General features: G+C 67.1%; 30 protein-coding genes and 1 pseudogene. 18 read left to right on the plus strand and 13 right to left on the minus strand.

Annotated elements, in window-relative coordinates:
• The first annotated feature begins 2 nt into the window (after positions 1-2).
• Entirely contained in the window at positions 3-1259 is a 1257-nt protein-coding gene (locus E0E05_RS00510) for an HlyC/CorC family transporter (RefSeq protein ID WP_131614907.1), read from the plus strand.
• Positions 1260-1277: 18 nt separating this feature from the next.
• Here E0E05_RS00510 and E0E05_RS00515 read toward each other — a convergent pair whose 3' ends face one another.
• Positions 1278-1544: a BolA family protein gene (locus E0E05_RS00515; RefSeq protein WP_131614908.1), complete on the minus strand. Its 267-nt coding sequence runs from the start codon at positions 1542-1544 to the stop codon at positions 1278-1280.
• Between the two features lie 166 nt (positions 1545-1710).
• Between E0E05_RS00515 and E0E05_RS00520 the strand changes: the two genes are divergently transcribed.
• From E0E05_RS00520 to E0E05_RS00545, 6 genes are read left to right on the plus strand one after another with little or no spacing between them, the layout of a single operon-like run.
• Complete coding sequence (locus E0E05_RS00520; RefSeq protein ID WP_131614909.1) at positions 1711-2325, plus strand: J domain-containing protein; 615 nt, start codon at positions 1711-1713, stop codon at positions 2323-2325.
• A 56-nt stretch (positions 2326-2381) separates the two neighbouring features.
• On the plus strand, positions 2382-3368 hold the full coding sequence (cobS, locus tag E0E05_RS00525) for a cobaltochelatase subunit CobS (protein ID WP_131614910.1): 987 nt from the start codon (positions 2382-2384) through the stop codon (positions 3366-3368).
• Positions 3369-3380: 12 nt separating this feature from the next.
• Positions 3381-3620, plus strand: coding sequence for a type II toxin-antitoxin system HicA family toxin (locus E0E05_RS00530; protein ID WP_131614911.1), 240 nt, complete (start codon positions 3381-3383; stop codon positions 3618-3620).
• A complete protein-coding gene (locus E0E05_RS00535) occupies positions 3613-3882 on the plus strand; it encodes a type II toxin-antitoxin system HicB family antitoxin (RefSeq protein ID WP_131614912.1) in 270 nt (89 codons plus the stop codon). Before E0E05_RS00530 ends, E0E05_RS00535 begins: the two co-directional genes overlap by 8 nt.
• 5 nt (positions 3883-3887) lie before the next feature.
• Positions 3888-5819 carry a cobaltochelatase subunit CobT gene (cobT, locus tag E0E05_RS00540; RefSeq protein WP_131614913.1) on the plus strand — a complete coding sequence of 644 codons (1932 nt, stop codon included), beginning with the start codon at positions 3888-3890 and terminating at the stop codon, positions 5817-5819.
• Positions 5820-6869 (plus strand): esterase-like activity of phytase family protein, encoded by a 1050-nt coding sequence (locus tag E0E05_RS00545; protein ID WP_131614914.1) that lies wholly within the window; start codon positions 5820-5822, stop codon positions 6867-6869.
• Here the strand turns inward: E0E05_RS00545 and E0E05_RS00550 are convergent.
• Together E0E05_RS00550 and rpmB are read right to left on the minus strand one after the other, a co-directional pair.
• The gene (locus tag E0E05_RS00550) at positions 6841-7476 is read right to left on the minus strand and encodes a queuosine precursor transporter (protein WP_131614915.1); all 636 of its coding nucleotides are present in this window, start codon (positions 7474-7476) and stop codon (positions 6841-6843) included. The genes E0E05_RS00545 and E0E05_RS00550 overlap by 29 nt on opposite strands.
• A 70-nt stretch (positions 7477-7546) precedes the next feature.
• Entirely contained in the window at positions 7547-7843 is a 297-nt protein-coding gene (gene rpmB / locus E0E05_RS00555; protein WP_131614916.1) for a 50S ribosomal protein L28, read from the minus strand.
• Between rpmB and E0E05_RS00560 the strand changes: the two genes are divergently transcribed.
• Together E0E05_RS00560 and E0E05_RS00565 are read left to right on the plus strand one after the other, a co-directional pair.
• Positions 7831-8880, plus strand: coding sequence for a DUF3108 domain-containing protein (locus E0E05_RS00560; protein WP_131614917.1), 1050 nt, complete (start codon positions 7831-7833; stop codon positions 8878-8880). The genes rpmB and E0E05_RS00560 overlap by 13 nt on opposite strands.
• 79 nt (positions 8881-8959) lie before the next feature.
• Positions 8960-9613 carry a lysoplasmalogenase gene (locus E0E05_RS00565; RefSeq protein WP_131614918.1) on the plus strand — a complete coding sequence of 218 codons (654 nt, stop codon included), beginning with the start codon at positions 8960-8962 and terminating at the stop codon, positions 9611-9613.
• A gap of 2 nt (positions 9614-9615) precedes the next feature.
• Here the strand turns inward: E0E05_RS00565 and gloB are convergent, their stop codons facing one another.
• Positions 9616-10380 (minus strand): hydroxyacylglutathione hydrolase, encoded by a 765-nt coding sequence (gloB, locus tag E0E05_RS00570; RefSeq protein WP_131614919.1) that lies wholly within the window; start codon positions 10378-10380, stop codon positions 9616-9618.
• Between the two features lie 82 nt (positions 10381-10462).
• Between gloB and E0E05_RS00575 the strand changes: the two genes are divergently transcribed.
• The 4 genes from E0E05_RS00575 to E0E05_RS00590 all read left to right on the plus strand — a co-directional run bounded on the left by E0E05_RS00575 (position 10463) and on the right by E0E05_RS00590 (position 14127).
• Complete coding sequence (locus E0E05_RS00575; RefSeq protein WP_131614920.1) at positions 10463-11212, plus strand: class I SAM-dependent methyltransferase; 750 nt, start codon at positions 10463-10465, stop codon at positions 11210-11212.
• A 79-nt stretch (positions 11213-11291) separates the two neighbouring features.
• Complete coding sequence (locus E0E05_RS00580; RefSeq protein ID WP_131614921.1) at positions 11292-12080, plus strand: chorismate mutase; 789 nt, start codon at positions 11292-11294, stop codon at positions 12078-12080.
• Positions 12077-13186 carry a histidinol-phosphate transaminase gene (hisC, locus tag E0E05_RS00585; RefSeq protein WP_131614922.1) on the plus strand — a complete coding sequence of 370 codons (1110 nt, stop codon included), beginning with the start codon at positions 12077-12079 and terminating at the stop codon, positions 13184-13186. The genes E0E05_RS00580 and hisC overlap by 4 nt, the downstream gene beginning before the upstream one ends.
• A gap of 14 nt (positions 13187-13200) precedes the next feature.
• Positions 13201-14127: a prephenate/arogenate dehydrogenase family protein gene (locus tag E0E05_RS00590; RefSeq protein WP_131614923.1), complete on the plus strand. Its 927-nt coding sequence runs from the start codon at positions 13201-13203 to the stop codon at positions 14125-14127.
• Here E0E05_RS00590 and E0E05_RS00595 read toward each other — a convergent pair.
• The gene (locus E0E05_RS00595; RefSeq protein WP_131614924.1) at positions 14116-15129 is read right to left on the minus strand and encodes a DUF2125 domain-containing protein; all 1014 of its coding nucleotides are present in this window, start codon (positions 15127-15129) and stop codon (positions 14116-14118) included. The two genes, E0E05_RS00590 and E0E05_RS00595, sit on opposite strands and share 12 nt — an antisense overlap.
• Positions 15130-15173: 44 nt before the next feature.
• On the opposite strand from E0E05_RS00595, the gene E0E05_RS00600 reads away from it, so the two are divergent.
• Complete coding sequence (locus E0E05_RS00600; RefSeq protein WP_131614925.1) at positions 15174-15701, plus strand: gamma-glutamylcyclotransferase; 528 nt, start codon at positions 15174-15176, stop codon at positions 15699-15701.
• Here E0E05_RS00600 and E0E05_RS00605 read toward each other — a convergent pair.
• From E0E05_RS00605 to E0E05_RS00625, 5 genes are all read right to left on the minus strand, one after another.
• The gene (locus E0E05_RS00605; protein ID WP_131617830.1) at positions 15682-16488 is read right to left on the minus strand and encodes a lysophospholipid acyltransferase family protein; all 807 of its coding nucleotides are present in this window, start codon (positions 16486-16488) and stop codon (positions 15682-15684) included. The genes E0E05_RS00600 and E0E05_RS00605 overlap by 20 nt on opposite strands.
• A gap of 64 nt (positions 16489-16552) precedes the next feature.
• Positions 16553-17212 carry a YdcF family protein gene (locus E0E05_RS00610; RefSeq protein ID WP_244598020.1) on the minus strand — a complete coding sequence of 220 codons (660 nt, stop codon included), beginning with the start codon at positions 17210-17212 and terminating at the stop codon, positions 16553-16555.
• 114 nt (positions 17213-17326) lie between these two features.
• Positions 17327-18283, minus strand: coding sequence for a cell division protein FtsX (locus tag E0E05_RS00615; protein ID WP_131614927.1), 957 nt, complete (start codon positions 18281-18283; stop codon positions 17327-17329).
• A complete protein-coding gene (ftsE, locus tag E0E05_RS00620) occupies positions 18280-18939 on the minus strand; it encodes a cell division ATP-binding protein FtsE (protein WP_131614928.1) in 660 nt (219 codons plus the stop codon). The genes E0E05_RS00615 and ftsE overlap by 4 nt, the downstream gene beginning before the upstream one ends.
• A gap of 92 nt (positions 18940-19031) precedes the next feature.
• Complete coding sequence (locus E0E05_RS00625; protein ID WP_131614929.1) at positions 19032-19679, minus strand: LysE family translocator; 648 nt, start codon at positions 19677-19679, stop codon at positions 19032-19034.
• Positions 19680-19770: 91 nt separating this feature from the next.
• Between E0E05_RS00625 and E0E05_RS00630 the strand changes: the two genes are divergently transcribed.
• The 4 genes from E0E05_RS00630 (at position 19771) to E0E05_RS17610 (ending at position 24324) form a co-directional block, all read left to right on the plus strand.
• The gene (locus E0E05_RS00630; RefSeq protein ID WP_158629235.1) at positions 19771-20517 is read left to right on the plus strand and encodes a phosphatase PAP2 family protein; all 747 of its coding nucleotides are present in this window, start codon (positions 19771-19773) and stop codon (positions 20515-20517) included.
• Between the two features lie 92 nt (positions 20518-20609).
• Positions 20610-21836: an argininosuccinate synthase gene (locus tag E0E05_RS00635; RefSeq protein WP_131614931.1), complete on the plus strand. Its 1227-nt coding sequence runs from the start codon at positions 20610-20612 to the stop codon at positions 21834-21836.
• Between the two features lie 18 nt (positions 21837-21854).
• A complete protein-coding gene (locus tag E0E05_RS00640; protein WP_131614932.1) occupies positions 21855-23264 on the plus strand; it encodes a TAXI family TRAP transporter solute-binding subunit in 1410 nt (469 codons plus the stop codon).
• Between the two features lie 637 nt (positions 23265-23901).
• The gene (locus E0E05_RS17610; RefSeq protein WP_131614933.1) at positions 23902-24324 is read left to right on the plus strand and encodes a metallopeptidase family protein; all 423 of its coding nucleotides are present in this window, start codon (positions 23902-23904) and stop codon (positions 24322-24324) included.
• A gap of 146 nt (positions 24325-24470) precedes the next feature.
• Here the strand turns inward: E0E05_RS17610 and E0E05_RS00650 are convergent.
• The 3 genes and pseudogenes from E0E05_RS00650 to E0E05_RS00660 form a co-directional block, all read right to left on the minus strand.
• Positions 24471-25121: pseudogene (locus tag E0E05_RS00650) on the minus strand (DUF1194 domain-containing protein); the annotation flags it as partial.
• A gap of 1 nt (position 25122) precedes the next feature.
• On the minus strand, positions 25123-25329 hold the full coding sequence (locus E0E05_RS00655; protein WP_039722571.1) for a DUF1737 domain-containing protein: 207 nt from the start codon (positions 25327-25329) through the stop codon (positions 25123-25125).
• Positions 25298-26206: an HpcH/HpaI aldolase/citrate lyase family protein gene (locus tag E0E05_RS00660; RefSeq protein WP_244597859.1), complete on the minus strand. Its 909-nt coding sequence runs from the start codon at positions 26204-26206 to the stop codon at positions 25298-25300. The genes E0E05_RS00655 and E0E05_RS00660 overlap by 32 nt, the downstream gene beginning before the upstream one ends.
• Positions 26207-26235 lie beyond the last annotated feature (29 nt).

Below are 26235 nucleotides of genomic sequence, written 5' to 3' on the forward strand. Positions count from 1 at the left end.
TCATGGAAATCTGGATCACCGCCCTCGCCGTCCTGCTGCTGATCTGCATGTCCGGCTTCTTCTCGGGCTCCGAAACCGCGCTGACCGCGGTCTCGCGCGGCCGCATGAAGCAGCTCGGCAACCAGGGCAACGAACGGGCCGAAGCCGTCAGCCGGCTCACCGAGAACAAGGAACGGCTGATCGGCGCGCTGCTGATCGGCAACAACCTCGTCAACGTGCTTTCGTCGGCGCTGGCGACGAGCCTGTTCCTGTCGCTGTTCGGCGAAACCGGGGTGGTCTACGCCACGCTGCTGATGACGGTCATGCTGGTCATCTTCGCCGAGGTGCTGCCGAAATACCTCGGCATCTCGAAGACCGACCGGTTCGCGATGACCGTGGTGCCGCTGATCCAGCGCTTCGTCGCCATCGTCGCGCCGCTCGCCTATGCGGTCGACGTGATCGTGCGGCGCATCCTGGCGCTGTTCGGCGTCACCTTCGGCAAGGGCGAACAGATCCTGTCGGCGCACGAGGAACTGCGCGGCGCCGTCGAGGTGCTGCACGAGGAGGGCTCGTTCATCAAGGAGGAGCGCGACCGGCTCGGCGGCGTGCTCGATCTGTCCGAACTCGATGTCGGCGACATCATGATCCACCGCACGGCGATGCGCATGGTCAATGCCGACGATCCGCCCGAGACGGTGGTGCGGGAAGTGCTCGAAAGCCCTTATACGCGGCTGCCGGTCTGGCGTGGCGAGACCGACAACATCGTCGGCATCGTCCATGCCAAGGACCTGCTACGCGCGCTGCACGCGGCCGACAACGATCCCACGCGGATCGACATCATGAAGGTCGCCAACAGGCCCTGGTTCGTGCCCGACACGACCATGCTCAAGGACCAGCTCAACGCCTTCCTGCGGCGAAAGGCCCATGTGGCGCTGGTGGTCGACGAATATGGCGAACTCGAAGGGCTCGTCACGCTCGAGGACATCATCGAGGAGATCATCGGCGACATCGCCGACGAGCACGATGTGGAGGTCGCCGGCGTGACGACCGAGGCGGACGGTTCGGTGGTCGTCGACGGTTCGGTGCCGATCCGCGATCTCAACCGCGCGCTCGACTGGGACCTGCCCGACGACGATGCCAACACGATCGCCGGCCTCGTCATCCATGAGGCCAAGACGATACCCGCCGAGAAGCAGGCCTTCACCTTCCACGGCAAGCGCTTCATCATCCTCAAGCGCGAGAAGAACCGGATCAAGCGTCTGCGGGTCAGACCGGTGTGAAGGTTCGGCCGGGCCTCGTCACCACCTGACCGCCTCGCCCGGCGCCGCCGGCTCGATCGCCAGCGCGTGCACTCCATTTGCCAGCTCTTCGGCAAGCGCGGCGTTGACAGCCCGGTGCCGCGCCAGCCGGGCCATGCTGTCAAACGCCGCCGAGACGATCCGCACGCGGAAGTGTGTCTCGCCCGTGCCGTCCATCACCCCGCCCTGATGGCCGGCGTGCAGATGGCTTTCGTTGATCACTTCTAGCCGCTCGGGCGCGAACGCCGCCGTCAATTTGTCGCGCATCGCGCTTTCAATCGAACCTGCCAATGCCTATCTCCCGCTTGTCACGCGCCCCCATGACCGGTACACGAGTGCGTCGCTTTTTCCGCGCCGTCCGGTCCGGCGTAACGCGCGCATTCCCGGTGTCAATCCTTGTCGGCAGGGGCCGCGGCCCCATAATCGGTTACGCATGAAACCCAGCTCGAAATATTTCGATTCGATCCGCATCAAGCCCGGCGGCAAGAAGCGCAAGGCTGAGGAAGAGGCGCGCAATCGTTGCCAGTGGGCCGGCTGCGAGCAGCCCGGTCGCCACAAGGCGCCGGCGGGTCGCAATCGCGAGGGCGAGTATCTGTGGTTCTGCCTCGATCACGTGCGCGAATACAACAAGAATTACAACTACTTCTCGGGCCTGTCGGACGACGACGTCGCCAAATTCCAGAAGGAATCCATGATCGGCAACCGGCCGACCTGGAAGATGGGTACCGCCAACGCCAAGACGACCGCCGCGCCCACCTTCGCCGAGATGAAGTCGGGTTCGGCCAAGGCCATGCGCATGCGCGATCCGGCCGCTTGGGCGCGCGCCCAGAACACAGAACCCGTCCGCAGGCTGAAGCCGCTGGAATCGCGGGCGATGCGCACGCTGGGCCTGAAGGACAGCGCCTCGTCGGACGACATCAAGACCCGCTACAAGGAACTGGTCAAGAAGCACCATCCCGACGCCAATGGTGGCGACCGCACCTCCGAGGAGCGCTTCCGGGACGTCATCCAGGCCTACCAATTGTTAAAGACCGCAGGCCTGTGCTAGCCCGCAATCCGTGAACGCGTAAGCGCGGCGGCGAGGCGTCGCGCCAGGAAAGCCCCATGAACAAGATCGATCTCGATATTGCCGACATGCCCGACACCAGCGTCGACGTGCGCGAGACCTTCGGCCTCGACGTCGACATGACCGTGCCGGCCTTCTCGGCCGGAGATTCGCACGTGCCCGACATCGACCCGGACTACATCTTCGACCGGGCGACGACGCTGGCCATCCTCGCCGGCTTCGCACACAACCGCCGCGTCATGGTCTCGGGCTACCACGGCACCGGCAAGTCGACCCACATCGAGCAGGTCGCCGCACGGCTCAACTGGCCGTGCGTGCGCGTCAATCTCGACAGCCACATTTCGCGGATCGACCTGGTCGGCAAGGACGCCATCGTGGTCCAGGACGGCAAGCAGGTCACCGAGTTCCGCGACGGCATCCTGCCCTGGGCCTATCAGAACAATGTCGCGCTGGTCTTCGACGAGTACGACGCCGGCCGGCCGGACGTCATGTTCGTCATCCAGCGCGTGCTGGAGAGTTCGGGCCGGCTGACGCTGCTCGACCAGTCCCGCGTCATCCGTCCGCACCCGGCCTTCCGCCTGTTCGCCACCGCCAACACGGTCGGCCTCGGCGACACGACCGGTCTCTATCACGGCACCCAGCAGATCAACCAGGCGCAGATGGACCGCTGGTCGATCGTCACCACGCTCAACTATCTGCCGCACGACAACGAGGTCGAGATCGTTCTCGCCAAGGCCAAGCACTACCAGACCAGGGAAGGCCGCGAGACCGTCAACGCGATGGTGCGGCTGGCCGACCTGACCCGGCAGGCCTTCATCAATGGCGACCTGTCGACCGTGATGAGCCCGCGCACGGTCATCACCTGGGCCGAGAACGCCGAGATCTTCGGCGACGTCGCGATGGCCTTCAGGCTGACCTTCCTGAACAAGTGCGACGATCTCGAACGCACGCTGGTCGCCGAGTTCTACCAGCGCTGCTTCGGCGAGGAGCTCAAGGAAAGCGCGGCGAACGTGGCGCTGAGCTAGGGGCACGCGCCGGTGGGCAAGACCATCGAGCGCATGCGCGCCAATCCGAAGGCGGACTGGCAGATACGGGATGTCGAGAGAGCCTGTCGGGAGGCGGGGGCGGAATGTCTGGCGCCGAGTGGCGGGTCCCATTTCAAGATTCGTGGTTCCGATGGGCGCACGCTCTATGTCGTTCCCGCACATCGTCGTATAAAGCCCCGGTACATTCGCGAACTGGTGATCATTCTGGACGAACACACGAGCCATGATTGACCGATCCAAGTTGATCAGAACCGACGGCGTCGTCTTCGATCCCGTGGACTATGCCGTGCTCGTCGAGCCGCTCGGCGAAGACGACGGCGGCGGCTGGATGGCGCGCATCCCGGCCTTGCCCGGCTGCGTCGGCGACGGGGAAACCGAGCAGCAGGCCATCGACGATGTGCGTCTGGCCGCCCTTGAATGGGCCGACGCGACAATCGAGGGTGGCCATACCCTGCCCCCACCAGGTCCGATTTCACTGCAGGCCGCCGAATAGACACCATGCCCCAACCCGGCGACAACATCCGCAAACGGGCGTCCAAACCCGTCGACACCGAGCCGCTCAAGCGCGCGGTGACCGGCTGCATGCGCGCCATTTCCGGCGAGCCAGAGCTCGAAGTCGTCTTCTCCAATGACCGGCCGGCGTTCGCAGGCAAGCACGCGCGCCTGTCCGACCTGCCCAAACGCGTGACCAAGAACGACGTGATGATCACGCGCGGCATGGGCGATTCGATCGCGCTGCGCTCGGCCTGCCACGATCAGGCGACCCACCGCGCGATCGCGCCCGAGGGCGATCAGGCCCGCGCCATCTATGACGCCGTCGAACAGGCCCGTTGCGAGTCGCTGGGCGCCCGCCGCATGGCCGGCGTCGGCGACAATCTCGCCGCCATGCTCGAGGATCGCTACACCCGCAACAATCTCTCTGCAGTCACCGAACGCGACCAGGCCCCGCTCGAGGAGGCAGTCGCGCTGATCGTGCGCGAGAAGCTGACCGGCCGGCCGACGCCCGAGGCCGCCAGTGCCGTCGCCAATCTCTGGCGCGAGTGGATCGACGAGAAGGCGGGCAGCGAGATCGACCAGCTTGCCAACGCGCTCGAGGACCAGGACGCGTTCGCCCGCAACGTTCGCCACATGCTCGCCGCCATGGAGATGGCCGAGGACTATGAGGGCGATGCCTCCGACGAGACCGACGAGAACGACAGCGAGGACCAGGAACCGCCCGAGCAGGATGAAGAGCAGGACGAAGGCGGCCTCGACGACCAGCAGTCGGGCGAGGAAAGCGCCGAAGAGGACCAAGCGCCGGCCGAGAGCGAGGAGACCGAGACCGGCGAGATGGACGCGGCCGACGCGACCACCGACGAGATGGACGACGATTTCGATCTCGACGCCGAGGAGCCCGGCGAGGTCGAGCGTCCCGATCCGCAGTTTCACGACATCCTGTCGGACATCGACTATCGCATCTTCACGACCGAATTCGACGAGACGATCGGCGCCGAGGAACTCTGCGACGAGGCCGAACTGGACCGGCTCCGGGCCTATCTCGACAAGCAACTTGCCAATCTGCAAGGGGTCGTCGGCCGTCTGGCGAACCGCCTGCAGCGCCGCCTGATGGCACAGCAGAACCGGTCCTGGGATTTCGATCTCGAGGAGGGCTATCTCGACCCGGCGCGGCTGCCGCGCGTCGTCGTCGAGGAGATGAAGGGCAGCTTCGGCGCGCTCACATTCAAGCGCGAGCGCGACACCAATTTCCGCGACACCGTCGTCACGCTGCTGATCGACAACTCCGGTTCGATGCGCGGCCGGCCGATCTCGGTCGCCGCGACCTGCGCCGACATTCTGGCGCGCACGCTCGAGCGCTGCGGCGTCAAGGTCGAGATCCTCGGCTTCACCACGCGTGCGTGGAAGGGCGGGCAGGCGCGCGAAGCCTGGCTCAAGCGGGGCAAGCCGGCCGAGCCCGGACGGCTGAACGATCTGCGCCACATCATCTACAAGAGCGCCGATGCGCCCTGGCGCCGGTCGCGGCGCAATCTCGGTCTGATGATGCGCGAGGGGCTCCTGAAGGAAAACATCGACGGCGAGGCGCTGACCTGGGCCTATCGGCGGCTCGCCGCCCGGCCCGAACAGCGCCGCATCCTGATGATGATCTCCGATGGCGCGCCGGTCGATGATTCGACCCTTTCGGTCAATCCGGGCAACTATCTCGAACGGCACCTGCGCGCGGTCATCGAGGAGATCGAGACGCGTTCGAACATCGAACTGCTCGCCATCGGCATCGGTCACGACGTCACGCGCTACTATCGCCGCGCCGTCACCATCGTCGACGCCGAGGAGCTCGCCGGCGCCATGACCGAGCAGCTCGCCGGCCTGTTCGAGGAGGAAACGCGCCGCCGCGAGGGCCGGGGCACGGGCCTTCGCCGGCGGCGAGCGGGCTGAATGCGGAAGGCCTTTCTTGCGCTCGCATTCGTCGCCGCACTGATCGTGGTTCCCCCGCTTCCGGCCGCGCCGGTCGCGTCCGCGTCCGCCAAGATCCATCGGATGGACGTCGTCACGCGGCCGATCGCCCGGTTCCGCATCAGTTCCGACCAGACGCGCTTCGGCGCTCTCGTCTTCGCCGGCGGTCTCGAGATGCATGCCACGTCGGACCATTTCGGCGCGCTGTCGGGGCTCGCCTTCACCGAGGGCCAAACCGGACTCGCGGCCGTCGCCGACACCGGCTTCTGGCTGACTGCCACGCTGCAGCGGGACGAGGCGAACCGACCGATCGGGCTAACCGGTGTGACCATGACCGAAATCACAGGTCCGGGCGGCGTCCCGTTCGCCGGCAAGTGGCTGACCGATGCCGAGGCGATCGCCGTCGATGGCGAGACCGTCCTGGTCTCATTCGAGCGGGAACACAGGATCGCCCGCTATGCGCGCGGCGATGATGGCCTGCAGTGGCGCGAGGAGATGCCGCCGCCCGTACCGACCGACCGGCTCGGTCACAATTCCGGCTTCGAGGGAATTGCGATCGGCGCGCCGGGGAGCGCGCTTGCCGGCGCGCTGATCGGTGTCAGTGAGAACGGCCTCGACGGATCGGCCGATATCATCGGCTTCGTTCAACCCGCAACGGGGCCAGCCTTCCGGTTCGCCGTAAGGCGGCGCGGCGCGTACCGGGTCACCGATCTCGCCATCCTTCCGGGCGGGGATCTGGTTCTGCTCGAGCGTCGCTTTGCCCTTCACACCGGGCTTGCCATGCGTCTGCGCCGCATCGATGACGACGCCGTGACGAGTGACGCGACCGTCGACGGCGAGGTGCTGCTCGAGGCCGACATGGACCACCAGATCGACAACATGGAAGGGCTGGCGATCACCACGGACCCGGACGGCGTGCCGCGCCTGACCATCGTCTCCGATGACAACCATGCGCTGTTGCAGCGCAATCTGCTGATCGAGTTCCGACTGGTCGGACCGGCGGTCAGCCCGCCGCCGGCTGCGGACGGGTGACGCGCAGCACCAGTCCATAGGGCACAAGCATCGCCAGGCCGACGATCAGCTTCACTCCCAGGTCACCGAGCGCCCACGAGACCCAGCGCGGGGCCTCGGCGGCGAAAAGGCCGAGCAGCGGCGCGGCCTCGATGGCGAACGCATCGTTGGACCCGAACAGGACGAAGGCCGGCGCGAACGCGATCGAGAAGAACAGGATCGTGTCGACCACCGAACCGATGACCGACGAGATCAGCGGCGCGTGCCACCAGCGGCGTTCGCGCAGCCGGTCGAAGATGGCCACGTCGAGCAGTTGCGCGGTCAGGAACGCGGTGCCCGAGGCGATCGCGATGCGCGGGCTGGCAAGAAAGATCGACCAGATGACGGCGAGCGCGAAGCCCGAAAGGACGACGATGCGCGCCGCGCCGGGGCCGAACCGCCGGTTGGTCAGATCGGTCACGAGGAACGCCACCGGATAGGTGAAGGCGCCCCAGGTCAGAAGATCGGCGAGGTCGTAGCCGCCGACGGACGCCTGAACCGGAAACTGGACGAGATAGTTCGACGCGGCGACGACCGCGCACATCGCGGCGACGAAACCGGCCGTAGGGATGAGCGAAAGGGAGCGCATTTTTTTATCCTGGGTGATGCCACCAGCCAGATCTGGCCGGCCCCTTGTCGGACCGGCGGTGAGAGGCGCGTCAGGCCTGGGCCTGCTCGGCCTGCTTCTGCGCGATGCGGCGCTTGAGAAGGCGCGCGCGCTGCGACAGTTCGGACGCCTTGGCCTTGGCCAGATAGGCGTCAAGCCCGCCGCGATGCTCGACCGAGCGCAGGGCGGCTGCCGAAACCTTGAACCGGAACGTCTCGCCCAGCGTCTCGCTCATCAGCGTGACATGGCAGAGATTGGGCAGGAAGCGGCGGCGGGTGCGGTTGTTGGCATGGCTGACATTGTTGCCGGCCATGACCGCCTTGTTGGTCAGTTCACATGCGCGCGACATGGCGTTCACCTTCAAGCGTCTTCATCGGTTGGATCCGCCGGCACAAACAGGCCCTGATGCCCAAATCCGGAACCCGGACGCGGCAATGGACCTGGCGCATTGCGGAAAAGTCGCCGCTCTATAGTGTCTGCCGGCGAGCGCGTCAATGGCCGTTCGTTCATGTGTCGTTCAGCCGACCGGTGGCATCGGGTCCACACAAACGACCCAATCGCCGACTATCCGGCTCAACAGTCAGCAAAGCACCGGGACAGGACATGCGACGCACGATCATTGCCGCATCGGTGGCCATGGTGGCCGCTTCCAGCCTTGCACCATCAGCCAATGCCAACAGCTATCGCTCCGACTACGTGGTCTCGGCCTTCGGATTGCGTCTGGCCTCGACGAGCTTCCAGTCGACGATCACCGGCAATGGCTACACAATCAACGGAACCATGCAGGCGAGGGGCCTCGCCCGTCTCTTCACGACCACCAAGGGCGCGGTCACCGCTGCGGGCAGCATCGGAAACGGCGCCGTTGCGCCGCAAAGCTTCGATGTCCGTTACACCGATGACGGCAAGGACAAGCGGACGACCATCGCCTTTTCCGGCGGCCGTGTCGCATCGGCCGAAAACATGCCCGCCGTCACCAGAAAGGACGACTGGATTGCCGTGCCCGGCGCGGAACTTTCGGGCGTGCTCGACCCGATCGGCGCGATGCTGGTGCCGGCACGGTCCGGCGGCGAGGTCTGCGGCCGGACGATCCGCACCTTTTCGGGAGCCCTGCGCGCCGATCTGAAGCTGAGCTATCTGCGCACGATTCCGTTCTCGGCCACGGGCTTCAAGGGCGATGCGGTCACCTGCACGGCGCGTTTCGTGCCGATCGCCGGCTTCAACCGGTCCAAGCGGGAAATCAACAACATGCGCGACAACGGGCGCATCGAGATCAGCTTCGCGCCTGTGGGCCAGACCGGCCTTTACGCGCCGGTCAAGGCACGCATCGTCTACGAGGGCACGACGGTCAACGTGACCGCCACGCGGTTCGAGCAATTGACAAACTGACGGTCCGCGCCGAAACGGCGGACATGGCAGCGGATCGGCATTTGGTGCGAACCAGTGGGATGCGGCACGGAGCACGGCCGTGACGCACGTCCTTTTGGCGGCCGCGTTCGTCTGCGCCGTCGCCTATCTTTTCATGCCGGCCGGCCGAAACCGGGTGCCTCGGGCGATCGTCAAGACCGTTCCCGTCGCCCTGTTCGCCGCGATCGCGATGCTCGCCGGTGCGCCGGTGCTGCTCGTCGCCGCGCTCGTTCACAGCGCCGCCGGCGACCTGCTGCTGGCCTTCGCACGGCCGGCCGGACACGAAGAAACCGCTTCCGGGCCTGATCCAGCCTTCCTCGCCGGCCTGATCGCCTTTCTGGCCGGTCACGTCATCTATGTTGTGCTGTTCCTGCAGACGCGGCTTTCCGACACGCAACCCCTTGCCTGGCCTATCGGCCTTGTCATGACGCTGGCCGCGGCGGCGGTCGGCGCGATCCTGTTCCGACACGCCGGTGCGCTGCGCTGGCCCGTCATGGCCTATGTCGCCGCGATCCTTGCAATGGGCCTCGCCGCGCTGACGACCGGCTCATGGCTGCTCGTCGGCGGCGCCGCGCTGTTCATGGTTTCCGACGCCATTCTGGGGACCGAACGCTTCGTCCTGCCTGCCGGCGACGGGAGGCGAACGCTCACGGGCATCGCCATCTGGGTGCTCTATGTCGCCGCCCAGACGCTGATCCTGTTCGCCTTCATCTGAACTCAGGCCCGGTCCTTGCGGGCGCGGAGCTCGGCGAAGACCGCCTCATCGTCCGCGTCCTCCATGCCAAGCCGCGCCCGGATCGCCGGATCGCCCGCGCGCAGGAACGGGTTCGTGGCAAGTTCGCTCGCAAGCGTGACAGGCAACGTCGCCCTGTCCTCGGCGCGCAGGGCGTCCACCTCGGCCGCCCGCTCCTTCAGCGCCGGATTGTCCGGGTCGACGGTCAGCGCGAAGGCGGCATTCGCCTTCGTGTACTCGTGACCGCAATAGAGCAGCGTATCGCCCGGCAGCCGCTTGAGCTTTTCGAGCGAGGCGAACATGTCGGCCGCGCTGCCCTCGAACAGCCTGCCGCAGCCGAGCGAGAACAGCGTGTCGCCGGCAAACAGCGCCTTGGCCGCAGGGCAATGGAAGTTGATCTGCCCTAGCGTGTGACCGGGCGTCTCGATCACCTTGAACACCATCGCGCCGGCGGCATATTCGGCCCCCTCGACCAGATGCTCGTCAAGCATGCCGATGGCGTCCGCCTCGGCCTTGGGGCCTGCGATCGTGCAGCCATGCGCCTTCTTGAGAGGCGCGAGCCCCTCGACATGGTCCGGATGCTTGTGCGTGACCAGAATATCGGTCAGCGACCAGCCACGCCGCCCAAGCGCCTCTTCGACCGGGCCCGCCTCGGGCGCATCGATCGCCACGGTCCGGCCGCTGTCGTTGTCGTGCACGAGCACGCCGAAATTGTCCGATCGGCACGGAAACTGTTCGATCTCGATCATGGGCGCCGCCTTTCGATCCGCGTTGCATGAGCCCAGCAAATCCGGTTTTGTGATGGCGCGTCAACACGGGACGGCCGCCAGCATGCACACCGACATCGTCGAACTGCGCGCCTTCTATCATTCCGCGCTCGGCCAGCGGGCACGCCGTGCCATCGGACTGGCCCTGTCGCGCATCTGGAAGCCGCTGCCCAATGAGCGTCTGGTCGGTCTTGGCCACGCGCGGCCCTGGCTCGACCGGTTCGAGCCCGACACCGAGCGCACGCTGTGCTTCATGCCCGCCGCCCAGGGCGCCGCGCGCTGGCCGCGTACCGGACCCTCGCGCACCGCGCTGGTCTTCGACGAGGAACTGCCGCTGGCCGATTCCTCGATCGACCGGCTGCTTCTCGTCCATGCCCTCGAGTTCTCCGAAAACCCGCGCGAGACGCTGATGGAACTGTGGCGGGTGCTCGCGCCGAACGGTAGGCTGGTTCTGGTCGTCCCGAACCGGCGCGGCGTCTGGGCGCGCGTCGAACAGACCCCGTTCGGCAACGGCCGGCCCTTCTCGCGGGGCCAGCTCGTCAAGCTGCTGCGCGAGACCAACTTCACCATGACCGCCGAGACCGAGGCGCTGTTCTTTCCGCCCTCGCGGCGGTTCCTGTCGCTGCGCCTGTCGACGCGGCTCGAGGAATGGGGCCTGCGCCTGTGGCCGCTGTTCGGCGGCGTGCTGGTGGTCGAGGCGCAAAAGCGGCTCTATCAGGGCCTGCCGGTGGCCGAACGCCAGTCCCGCCGCGTGTTCGTGCCGGCGCTCGCGCCGCAGGGCACGGTGGCGGGTCGCGACCATGTGCAGGGATAGCGGCTTTGCAATAGCATGGCCAAGTGCCTAAGCATGGCCAAGTGCCCAAGACGGCGCGACACGGAAACCGACGACCGCCATGGCCGACACGCCTCCCAATCCGCAGCGCCTGACCGAACTGCGCGCCAAGATCGATGCGATCGACGAATCGATGCATGGCCTTCTGATGCAGCGGGCCGGCGTGATCGACGAACTGATCCGCATCAAGGGCGCCGACCGGGCAAGGGGCGCCGCGTTCCGGCCCGGACGCGAAGCCCAGATGATGCAGGTTCTCGCCGAGCGGCATCGCGGTTCGGTGCCGCTTTCGATGATCGTCCATGTCTGGCGGGAGATCATCTCGACCTTCACCTTCATGCAGGCGCCCTACCGGGTGCATCTGGCCAAAGGGGACGCCCCCGGGACGATGCGCGACATGGTCCGCTACCAGTTCGGCTTCACGGTCGAGATCGTCGCGCACGAGGACGCGCCATCGGCGATGGCGGCCGCAGGCGGTGAAGCGAACGCGCTGGCTGTTGTTCCGCTCGACGGCGCGGGCATTTGGTGGAACGGGCTCGAGGCGGGCAAGGGCCTGTCGGTCATGGCCCGGCTGCCGATCGCCGAGGTTCCCTTCGCCACCGTCGATGCCTTCGTGCTGGCTCCGCCCCTGTCCGATCCGGTTCCGTTCGACCTGCGCCTCTACACCGGCATCGTCGACCGGCCGGGCGCGCTCGAAGGCTGGCGCGGCGGGCACGTGATCGCCCCCGGCGGGGGCGACGACAGAACCCTGATCGCCATCCCCTCCGGCGGCAGCGCGCCATCGGGCCTACTCGACATACGCGCCGCGGGCGGCTATTTCGCGCCCGCCACCTCCACGGACACGAAGCGATGACCACGCCCGAACCGACGACGCCCCAGCCCAATGCCGGCGTGATGCAGATCGCCGCCTACGTGCCCGGCCGCGACAAGGCCGCGCCCGGCGTCCGGCTGCACAAGCTGTCCTCGAACGAGACACCGCTCGGCGCCAGCCCCGCCGCGATCGACGCCTATCGGGAGGCCGCCGACCGGCTGGAAATCTACCCGGATGGATCGTCGCACGAACTGCGACGGGCGATCGCCGAGGTGCACGGGCTGAACCCGGACAACATCGTCTGCTCGAACGGCTCGGACGAACTGCTCGGCCTTCTGGCCTCGACCTATGTCGGACCGGGCGATGAGGGCATCTTCACCGAGCATGGCTTTCTGGTCTACAGGATCCAGATCCTCGCCGCCGGCGGCACGCCGGTCGTCGCGCCCGAAACCGATCACCGGGCCGACGTCGATGCGATCCTTGCCGCGGTCACCGAGCGCACGAGGATCGTCTTCCTGGCCAATCCCAACAATCCCACGGGCACCTACCTGTCCGACGAAGAGGTACGCCGCCTCCATGCCGGCCTGCCGCCGCACGTCCTTCTGGTCCTCGATGCGGCCTATGCCGAATATGTCCGGCGCAACGACTATGCTTCGGGCATCGAACTGGTCTCGGCCAATCGCAATGTCGTCATGACCCGCACGTTCTCGAAGATCCACGGACTTGCCGGCCTGCGGATCGGCTGGCTCTACGGGCCGGCCGAAATCGTCGATGCCCTCAACCGCGTGCGCGGACCGTTCAACGTCAACGCGCCGGCAATCGCCGCCGGCAGCGCGGCGATCCGCGACCGGGCGCATGTCGACAAGGCCATCGCCCACAACGACAAATGGCTGCCGCGTTTGACCGAAGCCTTCGAGGCGATGGGCCTGAAGGTGACGCCCTCGGTCGGCAATTTCGTTCTTGTCCACTTCCCGGACGGTGACGCGGCCAGATCGGCCGCCGCCGCCGACCGATATCTGGTCGAGCGCGGCTACGTGCTGCGCCAGGTCGTGCCCTACGGCCTTCCCAATGCGCTGCGCATGACGATCGGATCGGACGAGGCCAATCAGGGCGTGATCGACGCGCTGGCCGCCTTCATGCGGCAATGACCGGACGGACCCCCATGTTCGGCCGCATCGCGCTGATCGGCATCGGCCTGATCGGCTCGTCGCTCGCCCACGTCATCCGCCGCGAGGGCCTTGCCGGCCATGTCGCCGTCTCCACGCGCAGCGAGGCGACGCTCGGGCGGGCCAGGGAACTGGGGCTTGGCGACAGCTACACAACCGATCCGGCCGAAGCCGTGCGCGACGCCGATCTGGTCATCGTCTCGGTCCCTGTCGGCGCCTCGGGGGCCGTTGCCGCCGCGATCTCCGGCGCACTCAAGCCCGGCGCCATCATCACCGATGTCGGCTCGACCAAGCGTTCGGTCATCGACCAGATGCTCCCGCACATGCCCGAAGGCGTGCACTTCATCCCCGGCCACCCGATTGCCGGCACCGAATATTCCGGCCCCGATGCGGGCTTTGCCGCGCTGTTCACCAATCGCTGGTGCATCCTGACGCCGCTGCCTGAAACCGATCCGGAGGCGCTCGACACGCTCAAGACCTTCTGGCGGGCCTGCGGCTCGGACATCGACCAGATGGATCCCGACCATCATGACCGCGTGCTGGCCGTCGTCTCCCATCTTCCGCAGCTCATCAGCTACAACATCGTCGGCACCGCCTCGGATCTCGAGACCGTCACCGAATCCGAGGTGATCAAGTACTCGGCGTCCGGCTTCCGCGACTTCACGCGCCTCGCCGCTTCGGACCCGACCATGTGGCGGGACGTCTGCCTGCACAACAAGGAGGCGATCCTGGAGATGCTGTCGCGCTTTTCCGAGGATCTTGCCTCGATGCAGCGCGCCATCCGATGGGAGGACGGCAAGAAGCTCTTCGACCTGTTCACGCGCACCCGCGCCATCCGCAAGTCGATCATCGAGGCTGGCCAGGACGTCGAGATGCCCGATTTCGGCCGCCAGGCCGCGCGCGGCGACGGCTCAAAGAGCTGAGGGGCCACCAAGCCGAAGCGGCGGGATTCGTCCGACCGGAATGATCCCGGCGAAGACGCGGCCCTCGCGCACGGTCAGCGAGATGGTCAGTTCGTCCTCCGGCTCGCCTTCCTGCGTCGGTGTCGACGCGGCCAGCGCTTCGATCTGCGGTGCGAGTTCCGGAAACGTCTCGCGCGCCACTGCGAGCACACCCGGCACGTCGACGACGCGCACGGAGAATTCCCCGCTCAGCAGCCCCTCCGCCGACAGCGAGAACGGGCCGTCGACAATGATGCCGCGATCATCGGTCAGAAGCAGCGCCAGCCGGTTGGCCGTTCCCGACCCTTGCCGGACCGCGCCCGCCCAGTCCGTCTGCCAGTCATCGAGGCGAACGTCGATATCGAGGCCGACCGCGGGCAGAGCGCGCCCGGCCGTCAGCGACGGATCGAGCGAAAGCCCGCGCGGCCGCGCCGCGATGTCGAGCGCGGTGCCCTGCATGCGCGCGAACAGGCTGAACCGATCGGCGGCCGCGAGCCGGCCCTGCTCGCCGGCCGAAAGCGCGGCCTGTTCCGCCTCGATGCCGACCCTTTGCGCGTCGGTCGGGGCGGTAACGAGGCTGGTGCGCGCATTGACCCATGTCAGCGTGTAGCTGCGTCCGGTCGCGGCATCGCGCACGACGACCGGCGCGTCCAGTTCGGCGATGATCGTGCGGGGATCGTAGACCTGTGCGGCGGAACGGACCGCCCCGCCCGACACGTCGATCTGCCCGTCCGCGGTTGCCAGCTCCAGCCGGTCGCAGAACACGCCGATGCGGAACGGGTAGCCGCGCACCTGCTGACCGGGACAGGCGATCTCGATCCGGTCGGACCGGTTCGCCTCGAACGCATCGACCGCCGCGTCCACCTGGCCCGCCGCCCAGAACCAGCCGGCCGTGTAGGCGATTGCGACGACGACCACGGCCGCGAGCAGCCAGCGGATGCGCCGGCCGGCATTGTAGGACGGTTTTTTCTCGGGCGCGCTCATGCTAGCTGGGCTCCTCGCACACGGGCTCGACGGACGCCGCGCTTATGAACCAATTGTGGATATTCGGCTATGCGTCATTGATGTGGCGGCCGGGCTTTTCCTTCGTCGAACGACGCCGGGCCCGGCTGACCGGTTATCACCGCAGCCTGTGCATCCATTCGTTCGAGCATCGCGGCACGCGCGAACGGCCGGGCCTCGTGATGGGTCTCGACCGGGGCGGCGCCTGTGTCGGCGTCGCGTTTCGGGTGGCGCGCGAGGACGAGGACGCGGTGATGGCCTATCTGCGTGCCCGCGAACTGATCACCCGCGTCTACAAGGAGCGGCGCAGCCGCATCGTGCTGTCTGACGGCCAGGCCGCCGAGGCGGTCACCTACGTGGTCGACCGCCACCACGAGCAATATGCGGGACGCCTCAGCGTCGACGCGGCCGTCGAACGCGTCTGCGGCGCGGTTGGACAGGCCGGGCCGAACGAGGACTATGTGCTCAATACGGTCGCACACCTGCACGAGCTCGGGATCGAGGATGCGTGGCTGGAGGCTGTGGCGGCGCGGATCACGCAGCGTCTGTCGTAACGTCCTTGCCCGCGCGCAGCGCCTTCACGCGCGCCTGCGCCTCGGGCGGCAGCGGCGGCGGGTTCGGACCGTCCGCCGCGCGCAGCAGCAGCCGGTCGCAGGCGGCCTCGGTACGCCGCTGCAGTTCGGCCATGAACGCGGCCTTGGTCAGGCCCGGCTCGATCGGATCGAGCACTTCCACCTCGATCAGCCCCGGGTGGCGCAGGAACTTCCGACGCGGCCAGTAGAGGCCCGCCACGTGCGCAACCGGCACGACCGGCACGTTGAGCTTTTCATAAAGATGTCCGATGCCGTTCTTGTAGGCGGGCGCAGCGCCGGGCGGTCGCCGCGTGCCTTCCGGATAGATGATGATCTGCCGGCCGTCGGCGACCGCGTTCTGCGCGCTGGCGTTGATCGCCTTGATCGCCTGGTCGCGATTGCCCCGGTCGATGGCGATCATCTTCATGCGCGCGATGTACCAGCCGAACACCGGGATCCACATCAGCTCGCGCTTGAGGATGTAGATCGGGTCGGGCCACCAGGGCAGAAAGGCGATCGTGTCCCAGGCCGACTGGTGTTTGGGTGCGATAATGTAGCCGCCCTCGGGCAGCTTCTCGCGACCACGCACGACATGGTCCGTGCCGGCGATCACCTTCATCAGCCAAAGGTGCGATCGCGACCAGAAGCGCACGATCCACCAGGCGAAGCTGCGCGGGCCCAGGAAGTAGAACGGCGTCCAGAAGATCATCTGGACGACGTTGTTGGCGTAGAACGCCAGGTTGAAAAGAAGCGACCGGAACACGAGCACGGGCAGCACCTCGAACGGGCCGGCTGGTCCCCGGCTCATGCCGCCCGTTTATCGCGGTCGGCGGTCAGATGGAAAGGCCCCGTGCCTGGGCGACCAGATATTTGGCGTATTCGCCGATCAGCACCCGGTAGCGGTCGACCGTTCCGGTCATGTCGGCTGAACGGGGGTTCTCGTTGATCACGGGATAGGCGGTCAGTTGCTGGCCCGGCATCACCCTGCGCATCTCCAGCATCGAACGCGGTACGTGATAATCGTTGGTGACGACGATCAGGCTCGAATAGCCGTTGCGCGCCGCCCATTCGGCACTGCTCCGCGCGTTGCCGGTCGTGTCCAGCGCCTCCCGGTCGATATCGATGCAACAGGCGTAGAGGTCGGCGCTGACCCCGAGCGTATTCCGCAGCGTTTCCTCGCTGATCGACGCGTCGACGCCACTGATCAGAAGCCGCGCGCCGTGGTCGGCGCGCAGCAGCGCGACTGCGGAATCAAGCCGCGCCCGGCCCCCCGTCAGCACGACGATGCCGTCGGCCTTCGCGGCTGGATCGAGGCGATTGGCCTGCGCGTCGACCTGCGCCGCAAAACCGACGAAGCCGGCCAAGACGAAAGCCGCCCCCGCCAGCAGCGCAAGCGACAGCACGGGAAGCGGCCGGGGCCGGCGGCGACCGGCCGGCCGGTCGGCCTGACCATAGCCATCGACGGTGGGATCGGCTTGCGGGCTCGTCTGCATCACGGGGAAGTGTTAACCACCGAATGGGGCAGGCGATAGGCAAAATCATGCCCGAACGGCGTCGGGAGGGTCCCGTTCCCCGTCAGAATCGCAATTCATGTCCGGCAAAGGCGATCACAATGCCGGATCGGCGCGCTTTTCGTCGATCTCGTGCAGGACGCTCAGCACGGTGATTCGCGTCGTGATCATCGTCAGGAGCCCGACCAGTCCGATCACGACGAGCACGCCCAGATAGGTCCAGGGGCCGATCGCGAAGTCGCCGAAGAAGGCCGACAATTGCTCGTTCTCCGCGCTCGTCAGATTGCGGCGGGCCCACAAGCCGGTGGCGAGGAAGACGAGCATCGCCAGCGCCCCGCCGGCCGCGGCCCCCTGAAGGCCGACCAACAGGAAACGGCGCTCGAACTGCCGGGCGATGAAGCCGGCACGGGCACCGACGAAATGCAGGACCTCGATCACCTCGTGATTGCCGGCCAGAGCGCCGCGCGTGGCGAACACGACCGTCATGACGAGCGCCGCAAGGACCAGCCCCAGGATGGCGATGCCGGCAAGCGTGGTGGTGCGCGCCATGGCGACCAGCCGACCCACCCACGCGCGATGATCGTCGAGCGTCGCGTTCGGCACCGCTTCGGTGATCGCCGCGCGCATGGCGGAGAAGTCCGGCGGCGCCGTCTCGTCGATGGTGATCACCACGAGCCGCGGCACGGGCAGTTCGTCCAGCGCGAGCCCGCTGCCGAGCCATGGCTCGAGCAGCGCCAGCGTCTCGTCCGGGCCGATGATGCGTGCCGCGCGCACGCCGTCGAAGTCCGCCGCGATCGCCCGCGCCTCGGCCAGCGCCGTCTCGATGTCGAAGTCGCGCGCCGGCCTGATCTGCACGGTCGCCTCGCGCGAGATCTGGCTCTGCCACGTCGCCGCGCTCTGCCCGACCAGCGACACCGCGCCGATCGTCAAGCTCGACAGGAACGACATGATCGCCACCACCAGGATCAGCGCCTGGCCCGCGATGTTGCCCGGCGGCACGATCGGCGAGGGCGAAGGTGTGCGCCCGACCACGATGGTCTCGTCCCCGCTCATCCGAACATGTCCAGACGCCCGTTCGACAGGATCATGCGACGCGCGTCGACCTGGTCCATCAGGCCCAGATCGTGCGTTGCGATGACGACGGCGGTGCCGGAGCGGTTGAGTTCGATGAACAGGCGCAGCAGGCGGCGCGCCATGGGCGGATCGACATTGCCGGTCGGCTCATCCGCCAGCAGGATCTCCGGCTGGTCGATCAGCGCGCGCGCGATCGCCACGCGCTGCTTCTCGCCGCCCGAGAGCACCGGCGGGAAGGCGTGCAGCTTGTCGCCGAGCCCGACCCAGTCGAGCAGTTCGGAAACGTCGCGGCGATAGTTCTCGACCTCCTTGCCGCGCACCCGGAGCGGCAGGGCGACGTTTTCGAAGATCGTCATGTGGCTCAGAAGACGGAAATCCTGGAAGACGACGCCGATGCGCCGCCGCAGCAGTGGCAGTTCGTGCCGGTCGAGCGTCAACGCATCCTTGCCGAAGACGGTGATCTGGCCGCGCGTCGGTCTGAGCGACATGAACAGCAGTCGCAGCAGCGACGTCTTGCCGGCGCCCGAGGGACCGGTCAGGAACTGGAAGGACTGGGCCGGAATGTGAAAGGAGATGTCGGACAGCACCTCCGGTTCGAGCCCGTACCGCAATCCCACATTGTCGAACCTGATCAAGGGGTCCACCGTCCGCGAATCGCCGGTTGCATGCATGCCAGCAATAGTGCGGCCGGACCGTGATGAAAACCGGGCCGCCGGACCGGCGGCGCTCAGCGGGCCTGCGCCGTGAGGATCTTGACCGCGAACGCGCCGAAGACGCCGGCGAACAGCCAGTCCAGCGCGCGCGTGACCCTCGGCCGCGCCCGCAGCGCCAGCGCGAAGCGGTCGGCGGCGAAGATCATCGGCAGGATCAGCGGTATCGCGACGATCAGGAAGAACAGGCCGAGAAAGACCAGCTTGCCCGGGGCGTCCGGATCGGTGGTTGAGACGAACTGCGGCAGGAAGGTCAGAAAGAACAGGGCAACCTTGGGATTGAGGATGTTGATGCCGATCCCGGTCAGATAGTGCCCCCACAACGAGCCGGTCCGCTCCGCCTTGCCCTCGCGCATGGTGAAGGACGAGCCGTGCCGGATTGCCTGAAACGCAAGCCAGACGAGATAGCCCGCGCCGACGATCTTCAGCACAAGGAATGCGGTCGGCGCCGCGACGAGCAGCGCCGAAAGACCGAGCGCGACCAGCATCGTATGGACGAGGATGCCGGTCACCGCGCCGGCGAAGCAGGCAAGCCCGACCGCGCGCGAATGGGTGATCGAACGCCCCACATAGAGCGCCATGTCCGGGCCCGGCGTGACCGCAAGGATCGCCGCGGCCAGCGCGAACTGCGCCAGTATCGCCGGATCGGGAATGAACTGCGTCATGGCTCCCCCTGGGCTCGACCATCTTGCTGCACCGCGCGCTTGCCGCCCGATGCACCGCATGCGAAGGCATCGGCGACCAATGACCGCCGCCATGCCTGCCAATCAAGACCCGTTCGGCCTCTGGAGCAACCCGATTCTCGCCCTCGCGCTCGTGATCGGATGGTTCGCTCTTGTCGTCGCGTTCGCCATGCTGCCGGCGGTCGACCTCGCCGCCTCCGCTCTGTTCTTCGACGAGACCGCCTGCGCCCGCTCGGCAGGGGCTGATCGCTGTGCGGGCTTTCCACTTGCCTCTTCGCCCCGCGCCAACGCGGTCCGCGACCTCCTGCAGCATGCGCCGGTGGCGATCGGCCTCGCGCTGTCCGTGCTCTTGGTGCTCGATCTGCGCGACGGCGCGCGCTGGCGCCATGTCCAGCTCCGCACAAAGGCGATCGTGCTTGCGACCCTTGCGCTGGGTCCGGGCGTGATCGTCAATGGCGTTCTCAAGGAGTTTTGGGGCCGGCCGCGCCCCTGGATGACCGAGCCCTTCGGCGGGACGATGCCGTTTGTCGAGGCGGGTTCCATGGCGGGCGCGTGCGCCGGCAACTGCTCGTTCGTCTCCGGCGAAGCGGCCGGCGGCGGCTGGCTGATCTGCCTGACGGTTCTGTTCCCGCCCGAGCTTCGCCGCGCCGCCTTCGTCGTGCTCGCGCTGGCCGGCGTGACGACGGCCATCGGCCGCGTCGCATTCGGCGCGCACTTTTTGTCCGACGCGGTGCTCGGCGTCCTGCTCCCACCGGCGCTGTTCTGCACGTTCGCGGCCATCGCCGCGTCCATGCGGCGGGGTAGGGCGCCTGCCGTCTGATATCGCCGCCAGGATCGCCTTTCGATTGGCTTGCGCCCGTAGGGAAAGCCAATATGGTGCGCGCCGCAACGAACCCTTCTCACGGAACCTTCATGTCGACCGATCTCAAGAACATCAACAAGGTGGTGCTGGCCTATTCGGGCGGGCTGGACACCTCGATCATCCTCAAATGGCTGCAGACCGAACTGGGCGCCGAGGTCGTCACCTTCACCGCCGATTTGGGCCAGGGCGATGAGCTTGAGCCGGCCCGCAAGAAGGCCGAAATGCTCGGCATCCGCGAGATCTACATCGAAGATCTGCGCGAGGAGTTCGTGCGGGACTTCGTCTTTCCGATGTTCCGCGCCAACGCCGTCTATGAAGGGGTCTACCTGCTGGGCACATCGATCGCCCGGCCGCTGATTTCGAAGCGGCTCGTCGAGATCGCCGCCGAAACCGGCGCCGACGCCGTCGCCCATGGCGCGACGGGCAAGGGCAACGACCAGGTACGCTTCGAACTGTCCGCCTATGCGCTCAATCCCGACATCAAGGTGATCGCGCCGTGGCGCGACTGGACGTTCAAGTCCCGCACCGACCTGCTCGACTTCGCCCGCGACCACCAGATCCCGGTGCCAAAGGACAAGCAGGGCGAGGCCCCGTTCTCCGTCGACGCCAACCTGCTGCACTCCTCTTCCGAGGGCAAGGTGCTCGAGGACCCCTGGGTGGAGCCGCCCGAATATGTGCACATGCGCACCGTCTCGCCGATGGATGCGCCCGATACGCCGACCGAGATCGAAATCGGCTTCGAAAAAGGCGATGCGGTCGCGCTGAACGGAAAGGCGATGAGCCCGGCAACCCTGCTCGCCGCGCTGAACGATCTGGGCCGCGACAACGGCATCGGCCGGCTCGATCTGGTCGAGAACCGCTTCGTCGGCATGAAGTCGCGTGGTGTCTACGAGACGCCGGGCGGCACGATCCTGCTGGCCGCCCACCGGGCGATGGAATCGGTGACGCTCGACCGCGGTGCCGCGCATCTGAAGGACGAACTGATGCCGCGCTATGCCGAGCTGATCTACAACGGCTTCTGGTTCTCGCCCGAACGGCTGATGCTGCAGGCGGCGATCGACGAGAGCCAGAGGAGCGTCGAGGGCACGGTGCGGCTCAAGCTCTACAAGGGCAACGTGATCGTCACCGGACGCAAGTCGGACGCCTCGCTTTATGACGACGCGCTCGTCACCTTCGAGGACGATCGCGGCGCCTACGACCAGAAGGACGCGGCCGGCTTCATCCGCCTGAACGCATTGCGGCTGCGCACGCTCGCCGCGCGCGACAGGGGTCGCTGACAACGGAGCACCGGAACGATGGCCGCACGCATGCGACGCGACAAGGGGAGCCGGCGCGGCGCGCGCGGCGCCGCCCCGGCGTCGGCCAACGTGCGATCACGGCGCACGCGGCTGTTCCGCGCAGGCGTCTTCATCACGGTTCTCGCGATGGGCATCGCCGTTGCCCTGACCTGGCAATGGATCAGCCGGGACCGGGCGCCGGAGATCCTCACCATCGGCACCGGGCAGTCCGGTTCGGACGCCTATACGCTGATGCGCGAAGTGGCCGAGGTCGTCGAACGCCATTCGGACCGGCTGCGCCTCGACATTCGCCCGACCCGCGACGCCTCACAGAACATCGCGTTCCTGAACGCCAAACGCATCGATGCGGCCGTGATACGCGCCGACACGCCCGTGTTCAGCGACATTCGCGGCATCGCCGATCTCTATCCGGACCTGTTCCACATCATCGTCCGCGACGGAGTTCGCGCGCGTTCGGTCCATGATCTCGACCGGATCAGCATTTCGATCCCCGATTACGACACCGCCAACTTCCGTTCCTTCTGGGTGGTCGGCGACCATTACGACCTGCCCATCGACGGGTTCGACTGGCGGGCCGAGCCCTTCGTCGACGGCGCCGACAAGCTGCTGCGTGGCGAGGTCGACGCGCTGTTCGCGGTCCGCTCGATCCGCGACCGGCAATTGTTGCGCATGTTCGAGGATGCCCAGCTGACCGGATTGAAGCTGCGCTACATACCGATCCGCCAGGCCGAGGCGATCGCGCTCAAGCGCCCTTTCCTGACCGCCTCTCAGGTGCCGCTCGGCGGGTTCACGGGGGCCCTGCCGGTGCCCGACACCGACACGCCCACTCTCGCCGTCGACCGGGTGCTCGTGACCCGCGCCGATGTCGGCGAGCAGCCCATCCGCGAGCTCACGCGCATCCTGTTCGAGCACCGCAAGGATCTGACCATCCGGTTCGCCCTTGCCTCCGCCATAACGGCGCCCGACGCCGAGCGCGGCCTCTCGGTGCCGCTGCACGACGGCGCCGAAGCCTTCTACAACCGGGACGAGCCGAGCTTCGTGCAGGAGAACGCCGAGCCGCTCGCCCTTCTGGTCACGGTTCTGACCATCCTCGTCTCCGGCCTGATCGCCCTCAGGTCGCGTTTCGTTGCCAGCCAGAAGAACCGCGCCGACGTCTACAATTACGAGCTTCTCGAGATTGAACGGCGGACGGCGGCCGCGACGACACTGGACGAACTCGCGACGCTGAAGGGCGAACTCAACGAGGTGCTGCGCAAGGTCGTCGTCGCGCTCGACACCGACGAGGTCACCGACGAGGGCTTCCAGTCCTTTTCGCTGCTCTGGGACGCGATCCGCGAGACGATCAACGACAAGGCCGACGCGCTTTCGGCCGCCACCGGCCCCACCGCCGTGCGCCGCCGCGCCTGAGGCGTGCCTGCCGCGCTTAATTGTCCACAGCCCGCCGCCGCGAAAACCGGTGGTTTCCCAATGCCAAGACGACCGCGAGGCCCGGGGCGGCCGGCTTTGTCCACAGCGTCGATGACACCGACTCGACTCGACCGCAAGTTTGCGGCAATATTCATGCAGGTAATCGGAAAGCAGGACTTAACGGAAACGCAGAACGATTGCCGCAACCCTAAACAGGTTGCTGTTCCGACTGAGAGGTTGGAGCGATAGACTTCGAAGATGAAGTAATTCATCCTTGATGTCGAACGATGACACTGTTTTCGGACAGTGAAGTCTAGCGCCAGCCATGGGCGCGAACAAAATACGGCAGGCCAGCCCGAGGGATGGTCGGCACGGCCCGGAGAGAGTGATCGAGCGGCTTCGGCCGCAAGGTGCGCGATCCGGTTCTGCTGGGAGAGCCCGGCGTGTGCGTCGCGGAACCGTCAGGTGAAGTGGCGATGACGATCGGGGTCTGTCCAGGCAATGCAGGGGGGCGGTAGCTGCGGCGACCGCCTTCCTCATCTTGCGTGCGCCCCCGGCGCCGTCTTTCCAAACCGGACCCCGCTCCATATATGAAAGCCTTGGCAACCGATGCGAGTTGGGTGTAACCGGCGCGGCCATGGCCATTTTCGACCATCAAAGTGACTGGAAGGACCGGTTTTCGCCCGGTCTCGCCGAGATCGAACAGATCGCGCGGGAAGCCTATGCGCACCTGCCGCGCGAGTTCCGCAAGCTGACCGGCGACGTCCAGATCCGCATCGCCGAATTCCCGACCGAGGACGTCGCCGACGATCTGGGGCTCGAGACGCCGTTCGATCTGCTCGGGCTCTTCGAAGGGCGCGGCATCGCCGAGCTGTGGAACCCGGCGACCGGCGATCAGGTCAATCGCATCACGCTCTACCGGCGGGCGATCCTCGACTACTGGGCCGAGAACGACGAGACGCTTGGCGACATCGTCACCCACGTGCTCATCCACGAACTGGGGCACCATTTCGGCCTGTCGGACGACGACATGGCCCGCATCGAGGCCTCGGCGGGCTGAACCGCACCGGCTATCCAGCGCGAGGAGGGTCCGGCCTGCCGGACGAGTGCCGCGCGCCTCCGATCGGGAACGCCGGACAGGGCGCCCCCGATGATCTCGCGCAAGAGCTTGCGCTTCATCGCCGCCTCGAAATCCGCGAACCCGTCGGCGATCTCGAGAAACGCGCCCGGGCCGTACAGCACATGCTCCTGGTAGAAGGCGACCGGATCGGGCCGTGCGCCGGCGATCACCAGCCCGTTGACCTGCACCCCCTCGAACGGGAAGTTCGCATAGGCCAGTTCAGGCGAAAAACCCTCATTGTTGACGCCGTCGCCGGACACGTCGATCACCTTGCGCGTGCAGTCGAGCGGCGCGGAACGGAACAGCGAGGCCGCGTGTCCGAGCGCATAGCCGAGCGCGGTCGGAAAGGCCGTATGTCCGCGCGGATGGGCCTGCAGCCGGTCGGCAAGCGCGAGCACGGACGCATCGCCGGCAAGAAACGTCCAGGGCGCGATCTCCACCTGCTGGCGCCGCCCGCTCCACTCGTACGCCGTCACCTGGATGCCGCCGACGCGGGTGATCGCCTCGCGTATCTGCGGATCCCGAAAGGCCTCGGCGAGGCCGTCCATCTGCAGCCGGTAGTCGCGATCATCGACGCTGGACGACACGTCGATGGCAAGGATCAGCGAGAGCGCGCACTGCGGCTGGGCGCGCACCGGGGCGACGGTCCAGAGGATCGAGACAAGGAGCAGCGCGAGCATGACGACGGGCGGGCGGGCAGGCAGGATCGGGCCGGTCCGTCGCGTCCATTCGGTCATTCTAAAGCGTGCCAAGCCTGACCGCCGGATCGTAATCCTGGTCGGGGACGTCCTTGACCACCGCCTGGCCGCACCGCATCTGCGCGGCGACCGGATCGAACGCATAGACCGGATCGCCGTGCAGCGACCATCCCTTGTTCAGCGCTTCGGTGACCTTGTGGCAGAAGGCCGAGTCGTCAATTCCCGTGAGCATGCGATAGGCTTTCATCGGCATTGGCCGGCTCCTTTCCTTGTCGATCGGGGTCGGCGATGCGCGCCGCGCGCGCCAGAAGCGCCTCGGCCTGTTCGAGATGCAGCCGTTCGGCCATAGCACCCTCGAACGCGATCACCCCGCGCCCCTCGTTCTGCGGCTCGGCGAACGCCGCAACCAGCCGGCGCGCCCGCGCGACCGCCTCCGGTCCGGGTGAGAAGGCCGCGTTCGCGGCACCGATCTGGCCCGGATGGATCAGCGTCTTTCCATCGAAACCCATCTGCGCGCCCTCTTGGCACTCGGCAGCGCAGCCCACGGCGTCGCGATGATCGTTGTAGACGCCGTCGAGCACGGCGATGTCCGCCGCGCGGGCCGCAAGAACGATCTGCATCAGCCAGGGGTGAGCATGGGCCCGCGCGCCCGGCCCCGCCAGGCCGGTCGCCTTGTAGAGATCGTTGGTGCCGGCGACCAGGCAGGCGAGCGGCACCCCCGCCTCGCGGCCGCGCGCGGCGATCGTCGCGGCGTTGACGATCCCGCCGGGCGTCTCGATCATCGCCCACAGGCGCAACATGTCGGGCGCATCGGTCTGTTCGAGCGCGTCGACCACCGCGAGCAGCGTGTCCGCGCTCTCGACCTTGGGGATCAGCACGGCATCGGGCATCGCCGCGCGCGCAGCGAGCAGATCTTCGGTCCCCCAGGGCGTATCGAGCCCGTTGATGCGGATCACCCGCTCGACAGGCGAGGCGGGCGCGGCGGCGAAATGCGCCCTGACGGCCTCGCGCGCATCCTGCTTGGCGGCGGGCGCGACCGCGTCCTCGAGATCGAAGATCACCACGTCGCTGCCGAGCGTTTCGGCCTTGCGAAGCGCCGACTGCCGGTCTCCGGGTATGAACATTGCCGAGCGGCGCGCGCGAATGAAGGACG

This window comes from Roseitalea porphyridii (genome assembly GCF_004331955.1).
GTDB lineage: Bacteria > Pseudomonadota > Alphaproteobacteria > Rhizobiales > Rhizobiaceae > Roseitalea > Roseitalea porphyridii.